This window comes from Pseudomonas farsensis (genome assembly GCF_014268805.2).
GTDB classification, from domain to species: domain Bacteria; phylum Pseudomonadota; class Gammaproteobacteria; order Pseudomonadales; family Pseudomonadaceae; genus Aquipseudomonas; species Aquipseudomonas farsensis.
Map to the genome: position 1 here is coordinate 1,499,045 of NZ_JABWRF020000001.1, position 25,774 is coordinate 1,524,818.

Annotated in this window: 28 protein-coding genes and 1 tRNA gene; 11 read left to right on the forward strand and 18 right to left on the reverse strand. The window is 62.1% G+C overall.

What is annotated here, in order from left to right; genetic code table 11:
• Positions 1 to 24: 24 nt before the first annotated feature.
• Both HU719_RS06860 and HU719_RS06865 read left to right on the forward strand, forming a co-directional pair.
• Positions 25 to 831 carry an alpha/beta fold hydrolase gene (locus HU719_RS06860; protein ID WP_186518522.1) on the forward strand — a complete coding sequence of 269 codons (807 nt, stop codon included), beginning with the start codon at positions 25 to 27 and terminating at the stop codon, positions 829 to 831.
• Between the two features lie 343 nt (positions 832 to 1,174).
• The gene (locus tag HU719_RS06865) at positions 1,175 to 1,363 is read left to right on the forward strand and encodes a hypothetical protein (RefSeq protein WP_186534936.1); all 189 of its coding nucleotides are present in this window, start codon (positions 1,175 to 1,177) and stop codon (positions 1,361 to 1,363) included.
• A gap of 19 nt (positions 1,364 to 1,382) precedes the next feature.
• Here HU719_RS06865 and HU719_RS06870 read toward each other — a convergent pair whose 3' ends face one another.
• The 4 genes from HU719_RS06870 to HU719_RS06885 all read right to left on the reverse strand — a co-directional run bounded on the left by HU719_RS06870 (position 1,383) and on the right by HU719_RS06885 (position 4,145).
• Positions 1,383 to 1,796, reverse strand: coding sequence for a DoxX family protein (locus HU719_RS06870; protein WP_186518518.1), 414 nt, complete (start codon positions 1,794 to 1,796; stop codon positions 1,383 to 1,385).
• An 86-nt stretch (positions 1,797 to 1,882) separates the two neighbouring features.
• A tRNA-Leu gene (locus tag HU719_RS06875) sits at positions 1,883 to 1,967 on the reverse strand.
• 195 nt (positions 1,968 to 2,162) lie between these two features.
• Positions 2,163 to 3,761, reverse strand: coding sequence for a methyl-accepting chemotaxis protein (locus tag HU719_RS06880; RefSeq protein WP_437179655.1), 1,599 nt, complete (start codon positions 3,759 to 3,761; stop codon positions 2,163 to 2,165).
• Positions 3,762 to 3,932: 171 nt separating this feature from the next.
• Complete coding sequence (locus tag HU719_RS06885; protein ID WP_186518513.1) at positions 3,933 to 4,145, reverse strand: hypothetical protein; 213 nt, start codon at positions 4,143 to 4,145, stop codon at positions 3,933 to 3,935.
• Between the two features lie 140 nt (positions 4,146 to 4,285).
• Here HU719_RS06885 and HU719_RS06890 point away from each other — a divergent pair, with 140 nt between their 5' ends.
• From HU719_RS06890 to HU719_RS06900, 3 genes are read left to right on the forward strand one after another with little or no spacing between them, the layout of a single operon-like run.
• Complete coding sequence (locus tag HU719_RS06890) at positions 4,286 to 5,443, forward strand: two-component system sensor histidine kinase NtrB (protein ID WP_186534934.1); 1,158 nt, start codon at positions 4,286 to 4,288, stop codon at positions 5,441 to 5,443.
• A 12-nt stretch (positions 5,444 to 5,455) separates the two neighbouring features.
• Positions 5,456 to 6,901, forward strand: a complete 1,446-nt coding sequence (locus tag HU719_RS06895) for an ATPase domain-containing protein (protein WP_186534933.1) — start codon at positions 5,456 to 5,458, stop codon at positions 6,899 to 6,901.
• 12 nt (positions 6,902 to 6,913) lie between these two features.
• A complete protein-coding gene (locus HU719_RS06900; protein ID WP_186534932.1) occupies positions 6,914 to 7,273 on the forward strand; it encodes a response regulator in 360 nt (119 codons plus the stop codon).
• 74 nt (positions 7,274 to 7,347) lie between these two features.
• Here the strand turns inward: HU719_RS06900 and csrA are convergent, their stop codons facing one another.
• The 8 genes from csrA to HU719_RS06940 all read right to left on the reverse strand — a co-directional run bounded on the left by csrA (position 7,348) and on the right by HU719_RS06940 (position 13,199).
• On the reverse strand, positions 7,348 to 7,542 hold the full coding sequence (gene csrA, locus HU719_RS06905; RefSeq protein WP_138217318.1) for a carbon storage regulator CsrA: 195 nt from the start codon (positions 7,540 to 7,542) through the stop codon (positions 7,348 to 7,350).
• A gap of 262 nt (positions 7,543 to 7,804) precedes the next feature.
• Positions 7,805 to 8,815 (reverse strand): DNA topoisomerase IB, encoded by a 1,011-nt coding sequence (locus HU719_RS06910; protein WP_186534931.1) that lies wholly within the window; start codon positions 8,813 to 8,815, stop codon positions 7,805 to 7,807.
• 57 nt (positions 8,816 to 8,872) lie between these two features.
• Positions 8,873 to 9,964 carry a molybdenum ABC transporter ATP-binding protein gene (gene modC, locus HU719_RS06915; RefSeq protein WP_186534930.1) on the reverse strand — a complete coding sequence of 364 codons (1,092 nt, stop codon included), beginning with the start codon at positions 9,962 to 9,964 and terminating at the stop codon, positions 8,873 to 8,875.
• A 1-nt stretch (position 9,965) separates the two neighbouring features.
• Complete coding sequence (gene modB / locus HU719_RS06920) at positions 9,966 to 10,646, reverse strand: molybdate ABC transporter permease subunit (RefSeq protein ID WP_186534929.1); 681 nt, start codon at positions 10,644 to 10,646, stop codon at positions 9,966 to 9,968.
• Positions 10,646 to 11,356, reverse strand: a complete 711-nt coding sequence (gene modA, locus HU719_RS06925; protein ID WP_437179656.1) for a molybdate ABC transporter substrate-binding protein — start codon at positions 11,354 to 11,356, stop codon at positions 10,646 to 10,648. The genes modB and modA overlap by 1 nt, the downstream gene beginning before the upstream one ends.
• A gap of 255 nt (positions 11,357 to 11,611) precedes the next feature.
• Positions 11,612 to 12,685: an NAD(P)H-dependent flavin oxidoreductase gene (locus HU719_RS06930; RefSeq protein ID WP_186534927.1), complete on the reverse strand. Its 1,074-nt coding sequence runs from the start codon at positions 12,683 to 12,685 to the stop codon at positions 11,612 to 11,614.
• A gap of 33 nt (positions 12,686 to 12,718) precedes the next feature.
• Complete coding sequence (locus HU719_RS06935; RefSeq protein WP_186518493.1) at positions 12,719 to 12,889, reverse strand: hypothetical protein; 171 nt, start codon at positions 12,887 to 12,889, stop codon at positions 12,719 to 12,721.
• 7 nt (positions 12,890 to 12,896) lie between these two features.
• Positions 12,897 to 13,199 (reverse strand): DUF1883 domain-containing protein, encoded by a 303-nt coding sequence (locus HU719_RS06940; protein WP_186518491.1) that lies wholly within the window; start codon positions 13,197 to 13,199, stop codon positions 12,897 to 12,899.
• Positions 13,200 to 13,361: 162 nt separating this feature from the next.
• On the opposite strand from HU719_RS06940, the gene HU719_RS06945 reads away from it, so the two are divergent.
• The 3 genes from HU719_RS06945 (at position 13,362) to HU719_RS06955 (ending at position 15,425) form a co-directional block, all read left to right on the forward strand.
• Positions 13,362 to 13,721, forward strand: a complete 360-nt coding sequence (locus HU719_RS06945) for a hypothetical protein (protein ID WP_186518489.1) — start codon at positions 13,362 to 13,364, stop codon at positions 13,719 to 13,721.
• Between the two features lie 145 nt (positions 13,722 to 13,866).
• The gene (locus HU719_RS06950; RefSeq protein ID WP_186534926.1) at positions 13,867 to 14,517 is read left to right on the forward strand and encodes a c-type cytochrome; all 651 of its coding nucleotides are present in this window, start codon (positions 13,867 to 13,869) and stop codon (positions 14,515 to 14,517) included.
• A complete protein-coding gene (locus tag HU719_RS06955) occupies positions 14,514 to 15,425 on the forward strand; it encodes a c-type cytochrome (protein ID WP_186518485.1) in 912 nt (303 codons plus the stop codon). Before HU719_RS06950 ends, HU719_RS06955 begins: the two co-directional genes overlap by 4 nt.
• A 45-nt stretch (positions 15,426 to 15,470) precedes the next feature.
• Here HU719_RS06955 and HU719_RS06960 read toward each other — a convergent pair whose 3' ends face one another.
• From HU719_RS06960 to HU719_RS06970, 3 genes are all read right to left on the reverse strand, one after another.
• Entirely contained in the window at positions 15,471 to 17,045 is a 1,575-nt protein-coding gene (locus tag HU719_RS06960) for a hypothetical protein (RefSeq protein ID WP_186534925.1), read from the reverse strand.
• Between the two features lie 121 nt (positions 17,046 to 17,166).
• Positions 17,167 to 17,661: a DUF934 domain-containing protein gene (locus tag HU719_RS06965; RefSeq protein ID WP_186518481.1), complete on the reverse strand. Its 495-nt coding sequence runs from the start codon at positions 17,659 to 17,661 to the stop codon at positions 17,167 to 17,169.
• The gene (locus HU719_RS06970; protein WP_186518479.1) at positions 17,645 to 19,297 is read right to left on the reverse strand and encodes a nitrite/sulfite reductase; all 1,653 of its coding nucleotides are present in this window, start codon (positions 19,295 to 19,297) and stop codon (positions 17,645 to 17,647) included. Before HU719_RS06970 ends, HU719_RS06965 begins: the two co-directional genes overlap by 17 nt.
• Positions 19,298 to 19,512: 215 nt before the next feature.
• Here HU719_RS06970 and HU719_RS06975 point away from each other — a divergent pair, with 215 nt between their 5' ends.
• Positions 19,513 to 20,589 (forward strand): ABC transporter substrate-binding protein, encoded by a 1,077-nt coding sequence (locus HU719_RS06975; protein WP_186534924.1) that lies wholly within the window; start codon positions 19,513 to 19,515, stop codon positions 20,587 to 20,589.
• A gap of 269 nt (positions 20,590 to 20,858) precedes the next feature.
• Here HU719_RS06975 and HU719_RS06980 read toward each other — a convergent pair whose 3' ends face one another.
• From HU719_RS06980 to HU719_RS06990, 3 genes are all read right to left on the reverse strand, one after another.
• Positions 20,859 to 21,077: a DUF2970 domain-containing protein gene (locus HU719_RS06980; protein ID WP_186518475.1), complete on the reverse strand. Its 219-nt coding sequence runs from the start codon at positions 21,075 to 21,077 to the stop codon at positions 20,859 to 20,861.
• A gap of 117 nt (positions 21,078 to 21,194) precedes the next feature.
• Positions 21,195 to 21,917 (reverse strand): UDP-2,3-diacylglucosamine diphosphatase, encoded by a 723-nt coding sequence (gene lpxH / locus HU719_RS06985; protein WP_186534923.1) that lies wholly within the window; start codon positions 21,915 to 21,917, stop codon positions 21,195 to 21,197.
• A complete protein-coding gene (locus HU719_RS06990) occupies positions 21,914 to 22,417 on the reverse strand; it encodes a peptidylprolyl isomerase (protein ID WP_186534922.1) in 504 nt (167 codons plus the stop codon). Before HU719_RS06990 ends, lpxH begins: the two co-directional genes overlap by 4 nt.
• Before the next feature lie 210 nt (positions 22,418 to 22,627).
• Here HU719_RS06990 and HU719_RS06995 point away from each other — a divergent pair, with 210 nt between their 5' ends.
• Together HU719_RS06995 and cysS are read left to right on the forward strand one after the other, a co-directional pair.
• Positions 22,628 to 24,331 (forward strand): glutamine--tRNA ligase/YqeY domain fusion protein, encoded by a 1,704-nt coding sequence (locus tag HU719_RS06995; protein ID WP_186534921.1) that lies wholly within the window; start codon positions 22,628 to 22,630, stop codon positions 24,329 to 24,331.
• Positions 24,332 to 24,340: 9 nt separating this feature from the next.
• Positions 24,341 to 25,723 carry a cysteine--tRNA ligase gene (cysS, locus tag HU719_RS07000; RefSeq protein WP_186534920.1) on the forward strand — a complete coding sequence of 461 codons (1,383 nt, stop codon included), beginning with the start codon at positions 24,341 to 24,343 and terminating at the stop codon, positions 25,721 to 25,723.
• Positions 25,724 to 25,774: the final 51 nt, after the last annotated feature.

Genomic DNA, 25,774 nt, shown 5'->3' on the forward strand with positions numbered 1-25,774 from the left:
TGATTGCCCAACACCGAGATCGGTATGTCCCTGCAAAAACGTAACAATGTGCACGTTGCCGGAAGTGGCACCGCGACGTTGATCCTGTCCCACGGGTTTGGCTGCGACCAGTCGATGTGGAAGTTTCTGCTGCCGCATTTGCTCACCCGCTTTCGCGTCGTGACCTATGACCTTGTAGGCGCTGGCCAATCTGATACTCAAGCCTACGACCGCGACAAGTACGCGTCATTGTGGGGCTATGCGTCTGACCTCAACGAATTGATCGACGAATTCGCCCAAGGGCCGATTATCGTCGTTGGCCATTCGGTTAGCGCAATGGTCGGCGCCTTGGCTGAGCGCCAGAGTGCCGGGCGAATCGCTGCGCTGATAATGATTGGCGGCTCGCCTTGCTATATCAATTCGCCAGGGTATACAGGCGGCTTCTCGGCAGAAGAAGTGCACTCATTGCTGCATACCATTGATGAGAACTTCAAAGGTTGGTCCAGCAGCATGGCCCCGGTACTGATGGGCACGCCTGGGCAGCCGGCGCTTGGCGAGGAGCTGGTCAGCAGCTTTTGCCGCACCGATGCGCAGATCGCCAGGCACTTCGCCCGCGTGATCTTTTTGTCCGATCACCGCGCTGACATAGCTGGGCTTCAGTTACCGACACTGATCTTGCAATCCACAGGTGACCCGGTCGTGCCCGTGGCGGTGGGTGATTATCTGCACGCCGCACTACCTAACAGCCATTTGAGCCTTATTGATAACATGGGCCATTACCCGCAGATGAGCGCGCCCAGTGCCTGTTCGGCGGCGATGGATGTGTTTTTTGCGAGTTGCCAGCTGGGATAAGCCTGCCGCAAGCGCCTGGGCCAGGCCAGAAAAGAAAACCCGCCACGGTGGGCGGGTTTGAATTAGAACGTATCAAAGCCAGGCCAGTGTGCCGCTCGCTTTGTCAGAATTTCGTGAAAGTGCCTGGATACAGCGTTGAACAAACGTTACCGGATTTTTCGCAGCGCATCGCGAGGGGCTCCGCTAACAAAAAAAGCCCGCCGGTAAAGGCGGGCCAAGGACGTTTTGAAGGGAGAGCCTTTACCTTGCGCCTGCGTGGTTAACTCAAGGTTAACGCTCGCGCGCATTGACCCTTGGCACGCTTGGGCCTATATAGGCGGGGTTGAGGTGAAAGGAGCCTGCCATGCGTGACGAAGACGATCTGCACGAACCCGAGCACGACCACCTGCTCGACCATGAATTCCACGACGGCTTTGACCCCGAGGCAGATGCCCAAGGCGTGCTGGATGAAGTCGAGGAGGATGAAGACCTGCTCGATGACTTCGACGATGACGATAATCCCCCGGCCTGGCACGACGACTGCGACGACTGACGCCGCAGCCGCAGTCGGCTTAGCGCCGGTCCAGTGAAATGCGCCCAGGGCCTGCGACGGCCAGCGCCAGCAGGCCGCCGATGATGCTCATGTTTTTCAGAAACTGGGTCATGTTGGCGCTGCGCTCGGGGTCGACCATGTTCCAGAACGGGTGGCCGATCAGCGCCGTGCCCAGCACGAACAGCGCGAACAGCAACGCCAGCGGCCGGGTGTAGAAGCCCAGGATCAGCAGGATGGCGACTGCGAACTCCATGACCACTGCCACCGCAGCGGCCAAGGTCGGGGCAGGGGCGCCGAGTGAGGTCATATAGGCTACCGTGCCGTCGAAGCCGGTCAGCTTTCCCCAGCCGGCGAGCACGAACAGGACCATCAACAGAATGCGGGCGAGCAGCAGGATGATGTCGCGTTGCCCTTCGAGCAGTGCATAGCGCATGGCGGCGCTCCAATGAACAGTGACACTGTCCACTCTAGCAGCTAGCTGGCGAATGACTGGCGGGCGGATAAGGCGGGGAGCAGCAATGGTGCCTCGACCCGGACTCGAACCGGGATGCCTTGCGGCGGCGCATTTTAAGTGCGATGTGTCTACCAATTTCACCATCGAGGCCGATGTGAAGCAGCCGATTAGACACGAAAATATTGCGCAAATCAACGATTTAGGGTGCCTGCTGGCACGAGCTGCCCGCCATGGGCGTGTTGAATACGCGGCCTTGAGGCTCTAGGTTTCCCCCGTGGCCACCTCTTTGTGTATAGCGAAGTGGCCAGGGTGGGTGTTACAGGTAGTCAGGTGTTTCCCGGTACGTCAGACCACAAAACGCGTGACCAATTGGTTGAGGTTGATGGCCAATTGCGACACTTCCCCGCAAGCACTGGCTGTCTGGCTTGCCCCGGCAGCACTCTGCGAGGCGAGGTCGCGGATACGCAAAAGGTTCTGGTCCACTTCACGCGCGACATGGGACTGCTCTTCAGACGCCGTGGCGATTTGCATGTTACGCTCATTGATTTGCGTGATCGCAGTGGCGATCTGGTCCAGCGAAGTGCTGGCTTCCTGAGCAATGTCCAAGGACTGGTTGGCCAAATCACGGCTAGTGGTCATCGCCTGTACCGCCTGCTCGGAATCGGTCTGAATCGTTGCAATCATCTGCTCGATCTCTTGCGTCGACAGTTGAGTGCGATGCGCCAACGCCCTGACCTCGTCAGCGACCACAGCAAAGCCTCGCCCCTGTTCACCTGCCCGCGCAGCTTCGATTGCGGCGTTCAGCGCCAGCAAGTTGGTTTGCTCGGCAATGCCCCGGATAACCTCCACGACTTTGGAGATAGCCTGCGCACGGTTCGACAACCCTTGGATCTGTTCGCTTGTTTGCTCCACGTTGCCGCTGAGCCGCTGGATCGACTTCAAGGTCTGCGCCACCCGGTCCAGCCCGCTCTCGGTAAAGCCTTGCGTGCGTTTCGAGTCCTGGGAGGCGGACTCGGCACTGCGAGCCACTTCATCCACGGCGGCGCTCATCTCGGTAACCGCGGTGGCAGCCTGGTTGACTTCATCATTTTGGGACACCAGGCCACGGCTCGATGCTTCCGTGACGGCGGTCATTTCCTCGGCTGCCGAGGCCAACTGAGTGGAGGAATCGGATATCTGCACAATCGTATCGCGCAGATTGTGTTGCATTTGCGCCAAGGCCTTGAGCAGCCTGGCGGCTTCATCGGTTCCGATAACCTGCACTTCCTTCGACAAGTCGCTGCTCGCGATCCGCTCGGCCACAGACAATGCATTACTGATGGGCGAGGTGATGCTCTTGGTCAGCAGGACTGCCAGGGCAATGGTCAGCAGCACGACAACGGCAATGATGCTTACGACAAGCGTGCGGCCTGATGAATAGATGCTGGTTGCCATTTCGCCCGCTGCTGCCGCCCCGCTGTTGTTGAAGTCGGTGAGGTCCTTGATCTGCTGTTCCATCTTGCTGGTCAGCGGACGAATGCTCGCGGCAACCAGGCGTACTGCTGAGGGGATGTCGCCTGCCTTCATCATGGGTTCCAGCAGTTCCAACTGCTGTTGATAAGCTTGCGCGCTGTTTTTAACTTCAGAGAACAAGGCGCGCTCTTTGTCGCTGGCAATAAGTGCCTCATAACCCGCTACGGTGTCGGCCAGGACCTTGCGGTAGGCAGGGAAGCTTTCGATGGTTTTCTGCAGGCTTTGTGGGTCTGCCAGCCCGCGCTGGGTTTCCAGCCTCAGGCGAAGCGTCGCAGCGTTCATCATCGCGGTTTGGCGGATACTGGCCATCCAGTTCTGTTCGACGTCCTTTTCGATATCGCGCAGCTTGCCCATCTGGACCACTGCAAAAATACCCAGCACCACAACGAGCCCTACGATCAGGGAGAAGAAGAGCGCGGCACGCGGCGCCAGGTTCAGGTTTCTTAGATTCACGGGCGGACTCCGAAGGGGATGATGGCTGCATGCCTAATCATCATATCGGCCCTGAATGAAAAAAAATGAGATGCCTCACGAGGCTTTACTGAAGGCTTGAACCTGCCCCGATGTCCGAGCTTTGCAGAGCAAAGACTTCAGGGCGCAAGGTCAAGAATTGATCGTGGCCGCCAGGTCGCGCATGTCACCTGCCGAGTCCCGCAGGCCTTGGGCATGGTCATCCAGCGCAGGGGCGTCGTCCTTGTGGATGGAGTGGCGCAAATAACGGGCGTGGCCGTCGAGGGCTTCAGACAAGGTGTCCAGGTCGGCGGCGGTGCGCAAAAGGTCGTCTTGCAAGCCTTGCATACGGGGTGTGGCGGGCATGTGGCGTCCTTAACGCTGAAGCGGGCGCCTCTACTATAGGGCATGCCGGGCGGGTTGGTCACGGTCCGACGACAGCCCCGGTAATGGGCGCAGGTTTTAGCTAAGCTGATGATGTCTTTCGCGCCGCTTGTGGAGATCCCATGGTTTCAGCGGACCGCCCGACCCCTCCCGCAACACCCGATACGCGCTATGAACGGCTGGTGCAGTCGGTGGTGGACTACGCCATCTACATGCTCGACCCCACAGGCCACGTGGTGTCTTGGAACGCCGGTGCCCAGCGCATCAAGGGCTATTGCGCCGACGAGGTAATCGGCCAGCATTTTTCGTTGTTCTTTACCGACCAGGACTGCGCGCAAGGTCGCCCCGCACGCATTCTGCAGCAGGCCCTCGAAGAGGGTGTGGCGCAGGATGAAGGCTGGCGCGTGCGCAAGGACGGTACGCAGTTCTGGGCGTTGGCAGCGCTGGATGTGATCCGTGATGAGCAGGGTGAGGTGATAGGCCTGGCCAAGGTGACTCGCGATATTACCGACCGTCGCGATTCGGCCCTGCAGCTCGATGCCATGCGTGCGCAGCTATTCCAGGCACAGAAGCTTGAAGCGCTGGGGCAGTTGACCGGTGGCCTGGCCCATGATTTCAACAACCTGCTGACGATCATTCTAAGCTCCGCGCGGCTGGCCCTCGGCAGCCAGGACCCCGTGCGCACGCAGCGCCTGCTCGAACATATCCTCGATGCCGGCCAGCGGGGCACCCAGCTGACCCAGCAACTCCTCAGTTTTGCCCGGCACCGCCAACTGAGCCATGCACGCATCACCCCGGCGCAGGTGATCGAGTCCACCCGCAGCCTGCTTGAGCACGCCTTGCCCCGTGGTATCGTACTGGTCCAGGAGGTTCAGCCTGATCTGCCGCTGATAGAGGTGGACGCCGGGCAGTTGCAGATGGTGCTGCTTAACCTGATGTTCAACGCGCGCGATGCCATTGCCGAGACAGGGCAGATACGCCTGGTGGTGGCCAGCGCGCTGTTGGCAGGCGAGGTTGAAGGCCTGCACGGCCTGTTCGTGCGCTTTGACGTGCAGGATGATGGCCAAGGGATCGACCCCCAGGTGCTCCCGAGAATCTTCGAGCCTTTCTTTACCACCAAGGCTTTCGGCAAGGGCACCGGCCTGGGCCTTAGCCAAGTGTATGGGTTCGCCAAGCAAAGCAATGGTGCAATAGCCGTGGCCAGCCAGCCGGGTGAGGGCTGCTGCATGAGCCTGTACCTGCCAGCCTGCGCCGACCATCCATCGCCCTCAATCGACTGACGGATAACCCTCATGGTTGAACAACTCAAGCGCCTGCGTACAGGTATCGCCGGACTGGATGCCCTGCTCAAGGGCGGGCTGGTCATCGGGTCTTCGTATATCGTCCAGGGTCACCCTGGCTCGGGCAAGACCATCCTGGCCAACCAGCTGGCCTGTAATCACGTGCGCGACGGCGGCCGAGTGCTGGTTGCCACGTTGCTCAGCGAATCCCACGAGCGCTTGTTCCAGTACCTGTCGACCTTGAGCTTCTTCGACCGCGAAATGGTCGGTGACACGCTTCAGTTCCTCAGCGCATTCGACACCCTGGAGCAGGACGGGCTGGATGCCGTGGTGCGCCTGCTGCGCGAGGAAATCGCCCGGCACCATGCCAGCCTGCTGATCGTCGATGGCCTGCTCAACGCCCGAGCACAGGCTGCAACCCCCATCGATACCAAGAAGTTCGTCTCTGAACTGCAAGGGCACGCTGCGTTCGCAGGCTGCACGGTGCTGCTGTTGACCAGTTCCAGGCTGGAGGAGGGCAGCCCCGAGCACACCATGGTCGATGGGGTGATCGAACTGAGCGAGCAAATGGCCGGCAATGCCGCTGTGCGCCATGTTCACCTGCGCAAAACCCGAGGTAGCGCAGCACTGTCGGGGCGCCATGAGTGCCTGATCGGTGAGGATGGTTTGCAGGTCTTTCCGCGGCTTGAAGCGTTATACAGCCGCCCCACCCAACTGGGGTCACAGGTGCTGGAGAAAGTCGGTACCGGTGTGCCGGATCTGGACCGCATGCTGGGCGGTGGCCTGGCGCAAGGTTCTGTCACTCTGTTGATGGGGCCTTCCGGGGTTGGCAAGACGGCATTGGGCATCGCGTTTCTGGCGGCATCGAGCCGTGAGTCACCGGGCCTGCACTTTGGCTTCTACGAAACCCCGACTCGGTTGCGCCTCAAGGCGCAGGCGCTGGGCCTGGGCATTGATGAGTTGGAGCGCAGCGGCGCTGTGCAGCTGTGCTGGCAGCCCACCACTGAAGGCTTGTTGGATCAGGTAGGTGCACGGCTGCTGGAGCAGGTGCAGGCTTCGGGCGCACGGCGGGTGGTGATCGATAGCCTGGGCGCCTTTGGCAGGCTGGCGCAGGACCCGGCAAGGCTCAATGCGTTCTTTCGCGCCTTGACGGGCGAGTTGCGCGCGCGGGATGTGACGGTGCTGCTGACTTGGGAAATGCGCGACATCTTCGGTGCAGAAATCACCGCCCCCGCGCCTGACCTCTCCAGCTTGGTCGACAACCTGGTGTTGATGCGCCTCGCCGAACTCGATGCTTGTGTCCACCGAGTGCTATCGGTCATCAAAGTGCGCGACAGCGACCATGATCCATCGCTGCAATCGCTGACCCTGAGCCCGCAAGGTATCCGCCTTGGGCGGGCATTTGAAGGCGCGGCAGGGGTGCTCAGCGGAACTGCGGTGCAGCAGGATGACCGGTGATAGGATAGGGCCATGAACACCATTCTGGTCGTCGACGACGAATACCTGATTGCCGACATCCTGGGTTTTGCCTTGGAGGACGCAGGCTTTCTGGTATTAAAGGCCAGTAACGGCACTAGCGCCCTTGAGGCTTTGCGCGACAGGCACGTCGACCTGGTGATCACCGACTACATGATGCCCCGACAGAACGGCGAAGAGCTGGCCCAGGCCATTCGCAATGACGTGCGCCTCGTCCACCTGCCAGTGGTACTGATGAGTGGCGCGCAGGCGGGCCGGGGGCGTGACAGCCCGATGCTGTTCGCCGCAGTGTTCGACAAGCCATTCGACATAGACAGGATGATCGCCAAGGTGCGCGAACTGCTTGGCACCTGAGGGCTGCAAGGCTCCCCGCATGGGCGGGCATGGATCAGTCGCGTCCGTGCGGCTCGATGCTGATGGGCGCGCCGTTACTGATCGTTGTGTTTTTCTGGCGCCGGGCTGCCGGCCTGGATACGTTTGAAAATCTCCTCGCGGTGCACCTGGACATCCTTGGGTGCATCGATACCGATCCTCACTTGCATCCCTTTGACGCCCAGAATGGTGACCTTGATGTCATCGTTGATGACGATGCTTTCGCCGACCTTGCGGGTGAGTATCAGCATGTAGTTCTCCTTGGTGTTGTAGAAAACCGAGGGGCATTTGCCCGGCGGTTGGGAGCGAGTCCCTCTTCCTTCTCATTAAAGACGCTTTCAGCGCTCAGGAATTCCCCGGCGCAGAAATTCTGTTACCGGTTCTGGCGGTGCAGCTACAGGTACGAACCGCTGATGTCCATCAGCGAAGGCGCTTGTTGGCAAGGATAGGGGGATTGGCACGATATGGGAAATTTCCTTGTGTGATGGGGTAAATAGTCGCAGTCAATGGTCGTCAAGGCGCCAGCGCCTGCAGAAAACGCAACAACGTCACTTCGTCGGCCTCCAAACCCTTGCGCTGACGAGCACGGGGCAAGGTCGGCAGGCGGCCGAGGTGGAAGTGGTCGATCACCGCTGGGTGGATGTAGCAACGCCGGCATACCGCCGGCGTGTTGCCCAGCCGCGCCGCCACTTGGCGCACGATGCTCGCCACCTGGCGTTTGGCTTCGCTGTCCGGCTCCCAGGCCAGCGGCTTTAGCAGGCTTAGCGCCAGGCTGCTGCCGGCCCAGGTGCGGTAGTCCTTAGCAGTAAAGTCGGCGCCAGTGAGTTGCTGGATGAACTGGTTGATCTCGGTGGAACCCACACTGTGGCGCTGGCCGTCCTCGTCCAGGTATTGGAACAGCGCCTGGCCAGGCAGCTCCATGCAGCGCTTGAGCAGCCGTGCCAGGCGTCGGTCCTGTAGCGTCACGTCATGTTCGACGCCGCGTTTGCCGCGGAACTGGAAGCGAATGGTGCTGCCGCGCACCTGCACGTGGCGGTTGTTCAGGGTGGTCAGGCCATAGGAGCGGTTGTCGCGCAGGTACTGGCGGTTGCCGATGCGGATCAGCGTGGCGTCGAGCAGCGTGACCACCAGGGCCATCACCTTTTCCCGGTCCAGGCCTGGCCGCGCCAGATGCGCCTCCAACTGTTTGCGCAAACGCGGCAGTGCCCCTGCGAAGGCCAGCATGCGACCGTACTTGTGCTGGTCGCGTAGCTCGCGCCACTGCGTGTGGTAACGGTACTGCTTGCGGCCCCGGGCATCGCGCCCAGTGGCTTGCAGATGGCCCTGCGGGTCGGCGCAGATCCACACGTCGGTGTAGGCTGGCGGAATCACCAGCGCGTTGATACGCGCCAGGGTGTCGGCATCGCGGATGCGTTCGCCCTGGGTGTCGAAGTAGTGAAAGCGGTCGCGCCAGCGGCGGCGGCTGAAGCCGGGCTGGGTGTCGTCGACATAGTGCAGGCTGGCGGGCAACGGGCAGTCGGTCATCGGCGCAGTCCAATCCAATGGTTCTGCATCAATGGACAACAGCCGCTTCGCTGTTGCTCAGCCCAGTAATGCCACCGATTTGATTTGCGCCCACAGCTGTTGCCCCGGCTGTACGCCGAGCTGCTCGGCCGAAAAGCGCGTGACCCGCGCCAGCAGCGCGTTGCCGCCTGCATCCAGGCTAACCAGAACGTGGGCCGGGTTGTCCGCCGCACGGCATTCCAGCACCCGTACCGGCAGCCGGTTGAGGATGCTCGACACGTTGTCGGCAGCCAGCGTCAGGCTTACATCGCGAGCCTGAACCTTCAGGCGCAGCGTGCTGCCCACATGCAGGTCAGGATGGGCGATACGCAGCAGCGGGCCGTCGCCGCCCGGCAGGCGCAGGTCGAACAGCCCATAGTGCGGGTCGTGGTCGACGACCACCCCTTCAAGCACCACGCCTGCGTCTTCGCCTTGGGCCAATGGCAGGTCAAGGCGCGCCAAGGTCTGCCCGATCGGGCCGCTGGCAATTGCCTTGCCGTTATCCAGCAGCACCAGATGGTCGGCCAGGCGTGCCACCTCGTCCTGGGCATGGCTAACGTAGATCAGCGGAATGTCCAGCTCGTCATGCAGGCGCTCAAGGTACGGCAGGATTTCGCGCTTGCGGGCGCTGTCCAGTGCGGCCAGTGGCTCGTCCATCAGTAGCAGCCGGGGGCTGCTGAGCAGGGCGCGGGCGATACCCACCCGCTGCGCTTCGCCACCGGAAAGGGTGGCCGGCTTGCGTGCCAGCAAGTGGCTGATGCCGAGCAATTGGCAGGCTTGCTCCTGGCTGATCTTGCGCTCGCTGGCAGCCACCCGGCGCCAGCCGAACTCAAGGTTGCCACGCACCGATAGGTGCGGGAACAAGCTGGCCTCCTGGAACACATAGCCCACCGGACGTTTGTGCGGGGCCAGAAAATGACCGCGTGCGCTGTCTTCCCAGACCTCGCCGTTAACCTCGATATAGGCGTGGCTCGCTTGCTCAAGCCCAGCCAAGCAGCGCAGGCAGGAGGTCTTGCCTGAGCCTGAGTGGCCAAACAAGGCACTGACGCCGCGCCCCGGCAATTGCAGGTCGACATCCAGCGTGAAGTCGTCGCGCCGCAGTTGCAGGCGCGCCTGGATCAGTTTGCTCATTTCAGCTCCAGCCTGTCCTGCCGCGGCGGCCGGCATACAGCATCAGCAGCACCAGGAAGGAGAAAACCAGCATAGCGCCAGCCAGCCAATGGGCCTGTGCGTATTCCATGGCCTCGACGTGATCGAAGATCTGCACTGAAACCACGCGGGTTTTATCGGGAATATTGCCGCCGATCATCAGCACCACGCCGAACTCGCCCACGGTATGGGCAAAACCAAGAATGCTGGCGGTGACAAAGCCCGGGCGTGCCAGCGGCAGTACCACATGGACGAACGTATCCCAAGGGCTGGCGCGCAGCGTGGCGGCCACTTCCAGCGGGCGCTGGCCAATGACCGCAAAGGCGTTTTGCAGCGGTTGCACTACGAATGGCATCGAATACACCACCGAGCCGATCACCAACCCGGTAAAGCTGAACACCACCGTCCCCAGGCCCAGCGCCTGCAGCCCCTGGCCGATCCAGCCATTGGGCCCCAGGGCCAGCAGCAGGTAGAAGCCGATCACCGTCGGTGGCAGCACCAGCGGCAGTGCCACCACGGCGCCAACTGGCCCGCGCAGCCAGGAGCGCGTGCGCGCCAGCCACCAGGCAATGGGCGTGCCGACCAGCAGCAGGATTGCCGTGGTAAGGCTGGCCAGCTTGATGGTCAGCCAGACGGCGCCCAGTTCACCGGCGTCGAGCGGCATCAGATTTGGTAGCCGTAGGATTTGATCAGCGCGGCAGCTTCAGGGCCTTTGAGGTAGTCCACCAATGCCTTGGCTGCCGGGTTGTCCTTACCCTTGTTGAGAATGACCGCGTCCTGGCGGATGGGCTCATGCAGCTCGGCCGGCACGATCCACGCCGAGCCCTCGCTGACTTTGCCGTCCTTGTACACCTGCGACAGGGCGACGAAGCCAAGCTCGGCATTGCCGGTGGAGACGAACTGGTACGCCTGGGTAATGTTCTGCCCCTCGACGATCTTGGTTTTGGTGGCGTCGGTCAGCTTGAGTTTGTCCAGCACCTGGGTTGCCGCCAGGCCGTATGGCGCAGCTTTGGGGTTGGCGATGGCCAGGTGTTTGAATGCGTTTGCCCTTAGCACCTCGCCCTTGGCGTCCACATAGCCGGGCTTGGCCGACCACAAAGCCAGGGTGCCGACGGCGTAGGTGAAGCGCGAACCGGCGACGATCTGGTTTTCCTGCTCAAGCTTGGCCGGGGTGCTGTCGTCGGCGGCGAGGAACACTTCGAACGGTGCGCCGTTTTTGATCTGTGCGTAGAACTGCCCCGTGGCGCCGAACGCTGCGACCAGCTTGTGGCCGGTGTCCTTTTCGAAACCCTTGGCAATGGCCTGGATAGGCGCTGTGAAGTTGGCCGCGACGGCGACCTGAACTTCATCGGCCCATGCGCTGTTGGCCAGCATCAGGCTGAAGAGGGCAGTTACGACCACGTGGGGCGGGCGAATACGCATGAAAACGGCTCCTTGGGGTTATCGTTATAGCATTTACTATATAGCGATAACCCATTGCCAGGATAGAGGTGCTGCCAAGATCGCCGGGGCCGCTTAGCGGCCCATCGCGGCGCAAGGCCGCTCCCACATCGGCCGCGCTTAGCCAGGCGCTACGCGGTCGATGTAGGAGCGGCCTTGTGCCGCGATGGGCTGCAAAGCAGCCCCAAACTATCGAAAGAGCGTGCGCAGCGCTTTGCCAGCGATGTCCCGCGTCAAAACCTCAGCCCCCATAGGGCGCCCCAGGCGCAGCGCCTGCCCGGCCCACAGGTTGCTGAAATCGCTCTTGCCCTGCGGGTCGGTGATTGCCCGCAGCGGTATCAGCGCGCCCCCGGCCAGCGGAAAGCTCGGCGCCAGCGGGCTCATCGGCCCAAGCTCACGCATGATGCGGTTGTTGATCCCGCGCGCAGGCCGCCCGGTGAACAGGTTGGTCAGCGCCGTATCGCTGGCTGAGGCGGTGTCCAATGCACGCCGGTGCGCCGGTGAAACCTTGGCTTCGGGGCAGAACAGGTACGCGGTACCGATCTGCACCGCCGACGCCCCCAGCGCAAGGGCTGCAAGCAGGCCTCGGTGGTCAGCGATGCCCCCCGCGGCAATCACCGGCACCTTTACCGCATCGGCGATCTGCGGAACCAGCGCAAAGGTGCCGATCTGGCTGGTGATGTCACGGCTCAGGAACATGCCGCGGTGCCCGCCGGCCTCGTAGCCCATGGCGATGATCGCGTCGCAGCCCTGTTGTTCGAGCCAGACAGCTTCCTCGACCGTGGTCGCGCTGGACAGCACCTTGGCGCCACTCGCCTTGACCCGCTGCAACAGCGTGGCCTCGGGCAGGCCAAAGTGAAAGCTGACCACTTCAGGGCGCAGTTCTTCAATAAGGCTGCAGGCCTGTTCGTCGAACGGTGCCCGGTTGGACACCGGCGTCGGCGCCTCGAAATCAGCGCCCACCTCGTCGTAGTAAGGCTTGAGCGCCTGCTTCCAGCGCGCATCGTGCTCGGGAGCAGGCTGCGGCGGCTGGTGGCAGAAGAAATTCAGATTGAGCGGGCCCTGGCAGGCACTGCGCAAGGTGGCTATTTCGGCGCGCACCTGCGCTTCGGTGAGCATGGCGCAGGGCAGGGCGCCCAACCCGCCGGCATTACCCACGGCAATGGCCATGGCTGCACCGCTGGCACCCGCCATGGGCGCCTGCAGGATGGGCAACTCGATACCGAGCAGGTCGAGGATGCGGCGGTCGTGCCAGGTGCTCATGGGCAGCTCCTTGAGTGCAGCGGGCTCGGGGCGTTACAGGGCCTTGCTGACCTGGATGTCGCTGATCTTGTCGGCGTCGTCGCCGTGAATTTTGCGCAACGCAGCTTGCGCCTGTTCGAGCGAGGCATCGGCCATGAGTGCGAAGTCCCAGCGGCGCTCGCCGTCGAGCTTGTATTTGATGACGTACTTGATGGTCTGGCTCATGCGTGGCTTATCCGAGTTTCGTCGACGAGCGTCGAATGATTTTGATCTTGGGGGTGAAGGCCGGCTTGCGGGTCACCGAAATCGGCCGTGTGGTGACGGTGTCGACGGTGATGTTCCAGAAGCCTGTGCTCGGCACGGTGATGCGTGCTGGCAGTTTTTCGAAATGCCCGCCGTGATAGGTGTGGCGCCCGCCATTCTTGAAGCTGCGGAAGTTGGCGTCGTTCATCAGGCGGATGTTGCAGCGCTGGGAGCCTTCGACGACGACGATATCGTCTTCGTTGAGGTGCTCGCGCTGGTGTACGAATTTCATGGGGTGCTCCGCAAGGATTGGTTCAGCAAACCGGAAAGATATCACGATGTGAGGGTACACTTGCCCCCTTGCCTGGCCCGGGCCATGAGATTTCTGCCAGATAGGGGAGTAAATCCGCCCGGGCGTGGTCACAGCATGCATTTGAAGCAGGAGAGCGTTTACATGAGATGGCTGGTAGTAATGGTGTCGCTGATGATGGGCGGCTGCGCGAGCGTGACGGACCTGGAGCAGACCCACGAAACCATGGATGTGAAGTCCGGCAAATCACCGCGCGAATACGCCGACTGCGTGAAAGGCAAGCTTCAAGGCAGCCGCGACCCGTTGCAGGAAGTGGCGCGTGGCGAGGACCTGCGCCTGATCGTGCCGCAGAAGCTCTCCGCCACCGGCGGCCCGGCAGCGCTGGTCGATATTGACAAGCGTGGCGATGGCAGTGCCATCAAGGTGCACGAGCGCCTCAGCAACTTCCCATTGCGCCCAGGTGATGTGCGCGACGCCGCGACGGTGTGCATTTCCGGGAATTGATTTAGCGCAGTTCCTTGGCAATTAGCTAGCAGATTGCCACTTTCCTTGCCCGTGACAGGTTGTCGCGTCGCGTGGGTGAGCCCTAGTATCCAATGGCTTATGTCGTTTGGATCTAAGCTTATAACAAGGAAATGGAGTCTCCGTGATGAATCATCTGAGTCGCGTTGCGATCAGCAGCTTGCTGTTCGTAGCCTGGCCCTTGGCGCATGCTGCCGACGGTCAGGCGATCTTCAACAAAGGTGGCGCCAACCCGGCTGCAATGGCCTGCATGGGCTGCCACGGGCCTGACGGCAAGGGCATCGCTGCTGCCGGCTTTCCGCGCCTGGCGGGCCTGCCAGCGGGTTATCTGGCCAAGCAACTGCACGATTTTCGCCAAGGCAGCCGCAAGCAGGCGGTGATGGAGCCCCTGGCCAAGGCGCTGGACGACGCTGAAATCGAAGCGGTCAGTAGCTACCTTGCGCAGTTGCCCAGCGATGCGGTGCCAGACCTGCGTCGCCAGCAGATAGCCACCGACCCGACCGCGCGCCTGGCCCTTTATGGCGACTGGAGCCGCCAGGTGCCCGGTTGTGTGCAATGCCACGGGCCGGGTGGCAGTGGTGTGGGCGAGCATTTCCCGCCTTTGGCCCACCAGCCTGCGGCGTACCTGGTTGCGCAGTTGCAGGCCTGGCGCGACGGTAGCCGTAGCAACGACCCCAATCAGCTGATGGTAGGCGTGGCCAAGGCGCTGAGCGAGAGCGAAATCCAGGCCGTGGCCAACTACTTTGCCCAGCCGGCAGCCCAGGAGGCCACGCCATGAAAGCTCTGTTGCCACTTTTGCTGATGTCTGCGGCCAGCGCCCAGGCCGCACCCGTTGTCATGCCCGACCAATCCCAGCTCAAGGTCCCCGGCGTGCAGGCTGTCCCGCAGTTCGTGCCGCCTGCCGAAAGCGCGATTCCCGACAATGCCTTCGGCCAGATGGTGCGCGAAGGCCATGCCCTGTTTGTCGACACGCGGCGGCTGATGCCGGATGCGGTGGGTAATGGCATGAACTGCAGCAATTGCCACCTCGACCAGGGACGCATGGCGCATTCGGCGCCGCTGTGGGGCGCGTACCCTATGTACCCCGCCTATCGCAAGAAAAACGACAAGGTGAACACCTTCGCCGAGCGTATCCAGGGCTGCTTCCAGTTCAGCATGAACGGCCGCCCACCCGCAGCAGAAAGCCGCCAGATGACCGCCTTGAGCGTGTACTCATACTGGTTGTCGACCCAGGCACCCACTGGCGTCGAGATCGCCGGGCGCGGCTACCCCGAGGTCCCGCAGCCGGCTGCAGGCTATGATTTCAAGCGTGGCCAGCAGGTGTACAGCGAGCAGTGCGCCATTTGCCATGGCAAGGAAGGCGAGGGGCAGAAGGTGGCGGGCGAGTACGTGATGCCGCCGCTGTGGGGCAAGGACTCGTATAACTGGGGGGCGGGCATGCACCGCATCAACACGGCCGCGTCGTTCATCAAATACAACATGCCGCTTGGCCGGCCTGGCAGCCTGAGCGACCAGCAGGCTTGGGATGTGGCCGCCTGGATCAACCGCCATGAGCGCCCGCAGGATCCGCGCCTGGTGCAAGGCTCGATTGAAAAGACGCGGCTCAAGTTCCACGCCAATGATGGCGTCAACCTGTATGGGCAGAAGGTCGACGGAGTGCTGATCGGGCAGGGCAGCGGTAGCTGAAACAGGGGCTTTCAGCGCCCGGCGAAGGGCACTGAAAGCCTGTTTTCAGATGCGCGAAGGGTCGCTTTGCAGCAGCCAGGCGCTGCTCTTGTCGGCCATTTGCTGCTCGAAGGTCGAAATGCCGCTTTGGCGGCGCGACTTGGCGTCGTTGTCCAGCAGGGTGGTGATCAGCGCAAGCTGGTCACGGGATTTGCGCTCTGACGCGGACGTGGTGTTGTCCGATTCCAGCACGCCTTCCTGGTAGACCCGAACGCGCTCGCTGCGGCTGGCTTGCTGCGTCGAGCTGGCTTCGGTCAGCGCGCCGTTGACCACCGAGGCCCGCGTGCTGCTGCTCGCTTCGTCGTTGACCTGATGGTAGCGGTAGTTCTGCGAGGCGTTGTCACGGGATAACTGCAACCCCACCAGCGGGTTCAGGCTTGAGTGCCAGGACGCCTTGAGGCTCGATTGCTGCTCTTGTTGCAGCGAGAAGCTGTTGCCCTTGCCGTCCTTGCTGGTCGATTGCGACACGCTGTAGTCGAAGCGGTCAATCTCTTCGGGGCGCATCGGGTTGCTGGCCTTCACGGTTTCGCTGATCGAAGCCGTGAAGTCGGCCACGCCGCTCAGCAGCGAACGGCTGAGGGTGTTCATGGCTGAGCTGTGGCGGGCCGGGCGGGCGCTGTCGTCATCCACGCTGTTGAGCTGGCTGAAGGCGTCCTTGAACAACGTAGCGAGTTGCTCATCACCCTTGCCGCGCTGACGGGCGGCATCGAACTGCGTCAGGTAATTGCCGATGGCGGCCTCACGCTGGGCTTTGCCGCCCAGCAGGGCGCCGCCTTTGCTGTCCAGTTCCAACTGCACTTGGCCGCTTGGGCCTTGCAGGCTCAGGCTGCGGGTTGAACCGTTCAGGCGCAGGTCGAAGGTCTGCTGTTCGCCGCTGGCAAGTTCCAGCTTGGCGCTCATCTGCAGGCCGCTGAACAGGCTCTGGTCAACCTTGAGCAGATCACCCAGTTGCAGGCTCGGCTTTTCCTGGTTCAGGCCATCGACTGCCTTTTGGAAACCGTCGGCCATGGCTGCCAGTGCCTTGAGCTCATCGTCGTTGAGCTCGCCATTGCTGACCGAGGCTTCGACCGCCAGGCCCTGTTCGCCGCTGTACAGGCCGATGTTCACCGTTGCGCCGGAGGCGGTCGTGAGGCTAAGGGTGACGCTGTTGCTGGCATGTTCGCGCAAGTTGGCGCGCTGCAGGTCAAGGATGCCGGGCTCGGTGGAGCCGTTGACGCCCACGGCCAGGGCCGATTGCGAAACCCGCTGGCCGCCATTGGCTGCCAGTTGCTCGATCAGCGACGCGCCCAGCCCTTGGAAGCGTGCACCGATGTTGGTGCTGGCGGCGCTGGTGAACATCTGCGTGCTGAGTTTGTCCTGCGCGCCCTCGTTTTCCCAGACCAGGCGCACCACCGGGGTGCCCAGGGTGCCTTTGGACGAATAGGTTTCGGCATTGGCGACGCGGGTGTCCTGGCCAAGGGTGACCTGGGTGGCCGGGGCGTCGGCAACGGCGCTGGCGGCCTGGCGCACGCTGGCGATCTGCAAAGGTGCAGGCGGGGTGTAAACGGGTGTGAACCGTAGCGCGGAGGTGACGGGGTTCATCATCGCTGTCCTTGCGTAAGTCATGAATACAGCCATGATATCGGCGTGGTGGCAGCGAACATGAGCGGCAAAATGAAATAACCCGCCATACAGGCGGGTTATTCGTTTTAGCGCACGCTGATCAGCGGCGGCGGAACAGCGGCAGCGGCTCGTCGGTGGCACCTTGGTAGGTCACCGAGAAATCCTTCAGGCTTTGCAGCGCGTCTTCCGGGTCCTTGTCGGCACGGATGGCGAATGCATCGAAGCCACAGCGGGCCATGAAGAACAGTTGGTCACGCAGCACATCGCCAATGGCGCGCAGCTCACCTTTGAACTTGTAGCGGTCACGCAGCAGGCGCGCGTTGGAGTAACTGCGCCCGTCGGTAAAGGCCGGGAAGTTCAGGGCGATGACCTGGAAGTGCTGAACGTCTTCGCCGATTTCTTCGGCTTCTTCATCGCTGTCCAGCCAAATGCCCAGGCCGCCATCGCGAGCCTTTAGCACATGGGCGTGGTCGCGCCACATTTGCAGCGGGACGATGTAGTCGTCGCAGTTGGTCAGCTCGTCGAACGAGGTTTCCTTGGGCAGCAGGTGCCAGGTTTCGTCGACGATCTGGTTGTTCTTAATGATTCGCTGCATAGACGCGCTCCTTGAAGGGGTCGATGCCAATACGCTGGTAGGTGTCGATGAAACGCTCTTCCTCGGTACGTTGTTCAACGTACACCGCGATCAGCTTCTCGATCACATCGGCCATGGCGTCCTGGGCGAAGGACGGGCCGAGGATCTTGCCCAACGAGGCGTCGCGCGCGGCGTTGCCGCCCAGCGAAACCTGGTAGAACTCTTCGCCCTTCTTGTCTACCCCGAGGATGCCGATGTGACCAACGTGGTGGTGGCCGCAGGCATTCATGCAACCCGAAATATTCAGGTCGATCTCACCGATATCGAACAGGTAGTCCAGGTCGTCGAAACGGCGCTGGATGGATTCTGCGATCGGGATCGACTTGGCGTTGGCCAGCGAGCAGTAGTCACCGCCTGGGCAGCAGATGATGTCGGTCAGCAGGCCGATGTTCGGCGTGGCAAAGCCGCTTTCACGCAGTTCCAGCCACAGCGCATGCAACTGGCGCTGCTCGACGTCGGCAAGGATGATGTTCTGCTCGTGGGAGGTGCGCAGGAAACCAAAGCTGTAGCGCTCGGCAAGGTCTGCTACCGCATCGAGCTGCTTGTCGGTCAGGTCGCCAGGGGCAACGCCGGTTGGCTTGAGCGACAGGGTTACAGCAACGTAGCCCGGGCGCTTGTGGGCGCGGGTGTTGCGCGAGCGCCAGCGGGCAAAGCCTGGGTTCTCGGCGTCCAAAGCGCTGTAATCGACGTTTTCCAGCGCCAGGTACTCGGGGTCGATGAAATGGCGCGATACGCGCTGCACTTCGGCCTCGGTCAGGGTGCTGCTGCCGCCGCGCAGGTGGACCATTTCGGCCTCGACCTTTTCGGCGAACACTTCAGGGGTAAGGGCCTTGACCAGGATCTTGATCCGCGCCTTGTACTTGTTGTCACGGCGCCCGTAACGGTTGTACACGCGCAGGATGGCGTCGAGGTAGCTGATCAGGTCTTGCCACGGCAGGAACTCGTTGATGAACGAGCCCACCACGGGGGTACGGCCCAGGCCGCCGCCGACCAGCACGCGGAAGCCCAGTTCGCCGGCCTCGTTGTACACCGGCTCCAGGCCGATATCGTGCACTTCGATGGCGGCGCGGTCTTGCTTCGAGCCATTGATGGCAATTTTGAACTTGCGCGGCAGGAAGGCGAATTCGGGGTGGAAAGTGGTCCATTGACGGACGATTTCACACCACGGGCGCGGGTCGATGATTTCGTCGGCCGCTACACCTGCGAACTGGTCGGTGGTGGTGTTGCGCAGGCAGTTGCCGCTGGTCTGGATGGCGTGCATCTGCACGGTGGCCAGTTCAGCGAGGATGTCCGGGACGTCCTCCAGTGCCGGCCAGTTGTACTGCACGTTCTGGCGGGTGGAGATGTGCGCGTAGCCCTTGTCGTAGTCGCGGGCGATCTTGGCCAGCGTGCGGACCTGGCGCGCGTTCAGCTGGCCGTAGGGCACGGCGACGCGCAGCATCGGGGCGAAGCGTTGGACATAAAGGCCGTTCTGCAGGCGCAGAGGGCGGAATTCTTCTTCGCTCAGCTCACCGGCCAGGTAGCGGCGGGTCTGATCACGAAACTGCTTGACGCGGTCCTCGATGATCCGCTGATCGTACTCGTCGTATACGTACATAAAAGTCCTGTCTCAGGCTGCATGCAGCTATTCGCGCGCACGGCCGCGCACTCCGGTTCGGAGCCGGGGAACGATAGCAGGTTGGGTTTATGCGCTAAAGTGATGTTTTTGCATATGAAAAGAACCAAACGGACTAAGTGAGACTGACTGCCATTTGTTCGTCGCGCCGCCGGACGGGTTTATACTGGTGCATTTGTTTCAAGGGGTGTTATCGCATGCTCAAGGCGCTGTGCCAAAGCTTGTGCCTGAGCCTGCCACTGGCAGCCAACGTGCACGCAGCTTCAGTAGTGTTTCTTAACCCAGGCTCCTCCAGTGAGGTGTTCTGGAGCAGCTACAGCCGTTTCATGCAGGCAGCCGCGCAGGACCTGGGCATGAGCCTGAAGGTTGAATACAGCGAGCGCAGCCCGGAACGGACACTGTCCCAGGCCCGCGATATTCTGCAGGGGCCGAAGCGGCCGGACTACCTGGTGCTGGTCAACGAACAGTACATCGCCCCCGAGATCATCCGCTTGTCGCAGGGCACCGGGGTCAAGCTGTTTCTGGTCAACAACGGCCTGACGGCCAGCCAGGCTCGTAGCATTCAGGCCCAGCCGGGTAAGTACGCACAGGTGCTCGGCACCCTGACGGTCAACGACGAGCAGGCTGGTTACCAGATGCTGCGCGAGATGGTCGCCTTGTTGCCCAAAGACAGCGGCCCTGTCGACCTGGTGGCGTTCGTCGGGGTCAAGACCACGCCAGCCTCGCTGTTGCGCGAGCAGGGCATGCGCCGCGCCCTTGCCGACTTCCCTCAGGTGCGCCTGCGCCAAGTGGTATACGGCGGCTGGAGTCGTGAGCGTGCCTACGAACAGGCAGGCATGCTTGTGCAGCGTTATCCCGACACCCGCCTGGTATGGTCGGCCAACGACGAAATGGCCTTCGGCGCCATGCGTGCTTTCGAAGAGGCCGGCCGCGTGCCTGGCCGGGACGTGGTGTTCAGCGCTGTCAACAGCTCGCCCGAAGCGCTGCGCGCGCGTATCGATGGTCGCCTGGGTGTGCTTATGGGCGGGCACTTCAGCCTTGGCGGCTGGGCCATGGTCATGCTGCATGATGATGCCCATGGTGTGAGCCTTGCCCGCGACGGGGTGCGCGAACATCAGGTGCCGGTGCTGCAATCGGTCGATGGCGCCAAGGCACAGCGCTGGCTGAAGTTGCTTGAGCACAGTGACTACGGTATCGATTTCAAGCGCTACAGCGCCGAAGGCAGGCCGTCGGACTTCCGTTACCCGTTTCTTGCGTCACCCGTCGACTATTGAAAGACCCTGCTTGAGCAAAGGGCATTGCTGGACTTAACTGCTGCTGGTGAAGTGCATTCCCATAATCACTACAAGAGGCAATGCAATGGGTAACTTGACCAAGGTCCGCAAAGCAGACAGCAGTGTCGATGCCTGGGCGATTCTGTGCCTGATCGTGCTGGTGGTGGTCACCGCCGTGTACTGGGTCAGCCACCAGTAGCCAGTTGTGCAAACCGTGATACAGCAGGGCGCCTGCCGGAGCCATTCGGCAGGCGTTTTTGCCTGGGCGCTCAGCGCGCGGTCAGGTGCATGGCCAACTGGACCAGGCCGATCAGTACCAGAATGAACAACAGCGTGAAGACGGCGCCCATGGCGATGAAATGGCTGGCTTTGCCATGGGTAAAGTCGCGGGCGCGGTTCTTGCCGCTTTGCACGCCCAGTGCGGCGGCGAGGATGCTGTGCAACATTTGCCAGAAGGTGGGTGGTTTACCCTGAGGTTGGTCGTCCATGCCAGGCTCCTGATGATCAGAGGCAACCTGCACAGTGTAGGTGGTGTAGGACCGGTGAAGCGGACTTCACGCGGTCGGTGTAAGAGCATCGCGGTTGATTCAGGTGGATGCCGGCATTCAGGAAAACTCAAACGGCGCCAAGGCAAAGCCTTGTTCGTCCACCTGCAGCGCCCAGCCGCGGCGGTCCCAGTCACCCAGCACTATCCGCCGTGCTGGCTGGTCATCGACCACCAGCTTGTGAATTGCCGGGCGGTGGGTATGGCCGTGCACCAGCGTGCGAACACCATGGGCGGCCATCACCTTGGGCACTTCCTCGGGCGTTACATCGACGATTTCGGTCGCCTTCATGCGCGTCTGTGCACGGCTTTCGCTGCGCAGCTTGCGCGCCAGCCGGCGGCGAGCAGCCAACGGCAGGTGGCGCAAAACCCACAGGGTTACCGGGTGACGCAGGTAGCGGCGCATCTTCATGTAGCCGACATCGCGGGTGCACAACGTGTCGCCATGCATCAGCAAGACTGGCTCGCCGCCAAGCTGGACCACGCTGGGGTCGGCCAGCAGGGTGCAGCCAGCGGCCTGGCAAAAGGCCTTGCCGATCAGGAAATCGCGGTTGCCATGCATCAGGTACACCGCCGTGCCGCTATCGCTCAACCGGCGCAGGGCCTGGCAGATCGATTGCTGGAACGGCGTCATGGCATCGTCACCGATCCATGCCTCGAAGAAGTCGCCGAGAATGTACAGCGCCCTGGCGTGGCGGGCGCGGCCGTCGAGCAGATCAACAAACGCCCGGGTAATGTCCGGGCGCTCTTCTTGCAGGTGCAGATCGGAGATCAGCAGAATCACTCAATGATCTCGGCTTTCTCGATGATCACGTCTTCTTTAGGTACGTCCTGGTGGCCTGCTTTGGAACCGGTGGCGACCTTTTCGATAGCGTCGACCACTTCACGGCCTTCGATCACTTCGCCAAACACCGCATAGCCCCAGCCCTGGGTGTTCTTGCCGCTGTGGTTGAGGAAGTCGTTGTCGGAAGCATTGATGAAGAACTGGGCAGACGCGGAGTGCGGGTCCATGGTGCGGGCCATGGCGATGCTGTACTTGGTGTTTTTCAGGCCGTTGTCGGCTTCGTTCTGGATGCTGGCACGCTTGTCACGCTTTTCATTCATGCCAGGCTCGAAACCGCCGCCCTGGATCATGAAGCCCTTGATCACGCGGTGGAACACGGTGTTGCTGTAGTGGCCAGCTTCGACGTAGGCCAGGAAGTTGGCAACGGTGATCGGTGCTTTTTCGGCGTTCAGTTGCAGGACGATGTCGCCGTGGTTGGTGCTCAGTTTGACTTTGGACATGCTTAAGTTCGCTCTCAAGGCATCGGAAATAGGGGGCGGCAGGCGCCGGGCGGCCATTCTGCCGGTTTCGACCCGCGCAGGCGACAAAATGCTGCTACAAATCACGTGAGATTGTACGTGCGCGGGTGTCAGCGGCTTGACTGCTTCGGCTATGATAGGCCCTTTGATTCAATCGGCCTACCCGGCCGGCTACCTGCATTCAAGGACCCTATGAGCAAGCCCACTGCCGAAAACGCGCCAAACGCCGCTGCCAAAGGCGCCCCCGCCGTCCCTGCAAACTTCCTGCGGCCGATCATCCAGGCCGACCTGGACTCGGGCAAGCACTCCAGCATCGTCACCCGCTTCCCGCCAGAGCCCAACGGCTATCTGCACATCGGCCACGCCAAGTCGATCTGCGTGAACTTCGGCCTGGCCAAAGAGTTCGGCGGTGTCTGCCACCTGCGTTTCGACGACACCAACCCGGCCAAGGAAGACCAGGAATACATCGACGCCATCCAGAGCGATGTGAAATGGCTGGGCTTCGACTGGGCCGGTGACGTGCGTTACGCCTCCGACTATTTCGACCAGTTGCACGACTGGGCAGTCGAGCTGATCAAGCGTGGCAAGGCCTATGTCTGCGACCTGACCCCTGATCAGGCCAAGGAATACCGCGGCAACCTCACCGAGCCTGGCAAGAACAGCCCGTTCCGCGAGCGCAGCGTCGAGGAAAACCTGGACCTGTTCGCCCGCATGAAAGCCGGCGAGTTCAAGGACGGTGAGCGCGTGCTGCGCGCCAAGATCGACATGGCGTCGCCGAACATGAACCTGCGCGACCCGATCCTGTACCGCATCCGCCACGCCCACCACCACCAGACCGGTGACAAGTGGTGCATCTACCCCAACTACGACTTCACCCACGGTCAGTCGGATGCCATCGAAGGCATCACCCACTCGATCTGCACCCTGGAGTTCGAAGGCCACCGCCCGTTGTACGACTGGTTCCTCGACAACCTGCCGGTCCCGGCGCACCCGCGCCAGTACGAGTTCAGCCGCCTGAACCTCAACTACACCATCACCTCCAAGCGCAAGCTCAAGCAATTGGTAGATGAAGGCCACGTGCAGGCGTGGGACGACCCGCGCATGTCGACCCTGTCGGGATTCCGCCGTCGTGGCTACACCCCGGCCTCGATCCGCAATTTCTGCGACATGGTCGGTACCAACCGCTCCGACGGTGTGGTCGACATGTCGATGCTCGAGTTCAGCATCCGTGACGACCTCGACCGCAGCGCCCCGCGCGCCATGTGCGTGCTGCGCCCGCTGAAAGTGGTCATCACCAACTACCCCGAAGGCCAGGTCGAGCAGCTTGAACTGCCGCGCCACCCGAAGGAAGACATGGGCGTGCGCGTGCTGCCGTTCGCGCGCGAGCTGTACATCGACCGCGACGACTTCATGGAAGAGCCGCCAAAGGGCTACAAGCGCCTGGAGCCGGCCGGTGAAGTGCGCCTGCGCGGCAGCTACGTGATCCGCGCCGACGAAGCCATCAAGGACGCCGACGGCAACATCGTCGAGCTGCGTTGCTCGTACGACCCGGACACCCTGGGCAAAAACCCTGAAGGCCGCAAGGTCAAGGGCGTGATCCACTGGGTGCCAGCGGCAGCCAGCGTAGAGTGCGAAGTGCGTTTGTACGACCGCCTGTTCCGCTCCGCCAACCCGGAAAAAACCGAAGACGGCGGCAGCTTCCTCGACAACATCAACCCCGATTCGTTGCAAGTGCTGACCGGCTGCCGTGCCGAGCCTTCGCTGGGCCAGGCGCAGCCTGAAGACCGCTTCCAGTTCGAGCGTGAAGGCTACTTCTGCGCCGACCTGAAAGACAGCCAGCCGGGCCGCCCGGTGTTCAACCGCACTGTCACCCTGCGTGACTCCTGGGGCAGCTGAGGAAACACCGTGCTTAACATCTACAACACGCTGAGCAAGACCAAGGAACCCTTCAAGCCGCTCGATGGCAACAAGGTGCGCATGTATGTCTGCGGCATGACCGTGTACGACTACTGCCACCTCGGCCACGGCCGCAGCATGGTGGCCTTCGACCTGGTGACCCGCTGGCTGCGCAAGAGTGGCTACGACCTGACCTACGTGCGCAACATCACCGATATCGATGACAAAATCATCAATCGGGCCAACGAGAACGGCGAAGCGTTCGACGCACTGACCGCGCGCATGATCGATGCGATGCACGAAGACGAGCGTCGCCTGAACATCCTGCCGCCCGATCAGGAGCCGCGTGCCACCGATCATATCGCCGGCATGCACGCCATGATCCAGACCCTGATCGACAAGGGCTATGCCTATGCGCCAGGCAATGGTGACGTGTACTACCGGGTCGGCAAGTTCGTCGGCTACGGCAAGCTGTCGCGCAAGAAAATCGAAGACCTGCGCATCGGTGCGCGCATCGAGGTCGACGAGGCCAAGCAGGACCCACTGGATTTCGTGCTGTGGAAGGGCGTCAAGCCTGGCGAGCCGCACTGGCAATCGCCATGGGGCCCTGGCCGTCCGGGCTGGCACATCGAGTGCTCGGTGATGTCCACCTGCTGCCTGGGCGAGAGCTTCGACATTCATGGCGGTGGCAGCGACCTCGAGTTCCCGCACCACGAAAACGAGATCGCGCAAAGCGAGGCGGCCACTGGCAAGCAGTACGCAGCTTCGTGGATGCACTGCGGCATGATCCGGATCAACGGCGAGAAGATGTCCAAGTCGTTGAACAACTTCTTCACCATTCGTGACGTACTGGAGAAGTACCACCCGGAGGTGGTGCGTTACCTGCTGGTGGCCAGCCACTATCGCAGCGCTATCAACTACTCGGAAGACAGCCTGCGTGACGCCAAAGGCGCCCTGGAGCGCTTCTACCATGCGCTGCGTGGCCTGCCACGGGTCGCCGCACTAGGTGGCGAGGCCTATGTCGAGCGTTTTGCCGCAGCGATGAACGACGACTTCGGCACCCCTGAAGCCTGCGCCGTGCTGTTCGACCTGGTGCGCGAGATCAACCGCGTGCGCGAGAGCGATGCGCAGGCTGCTGCTGGCCTTGCCGGCCGTCTGCGTGAGCTGGGCGATGTGCTGGGCGTGTTGCAGCTGGATGCTGATGACTTCCTGCGTGCAGGGGCCGAGGGCAAGGTCGATGCTGCCGAGGTGGAGGCGCTGATCCAGGCGCGTCTGCAGGCGCGTGCCGACAGGAACTGGGCTGAGTCCGACCGCATCCGTGACCAGATCACTGCCATGGGCGTGGTGCTGGAAGACAGCAAAGGCGCGACTACCTGGCGCCTGGCTGACTAATCAGCACTTACGCGCCCCTGTAGGAGCGGCCTTGTGCCGCGAAAGGGCTGC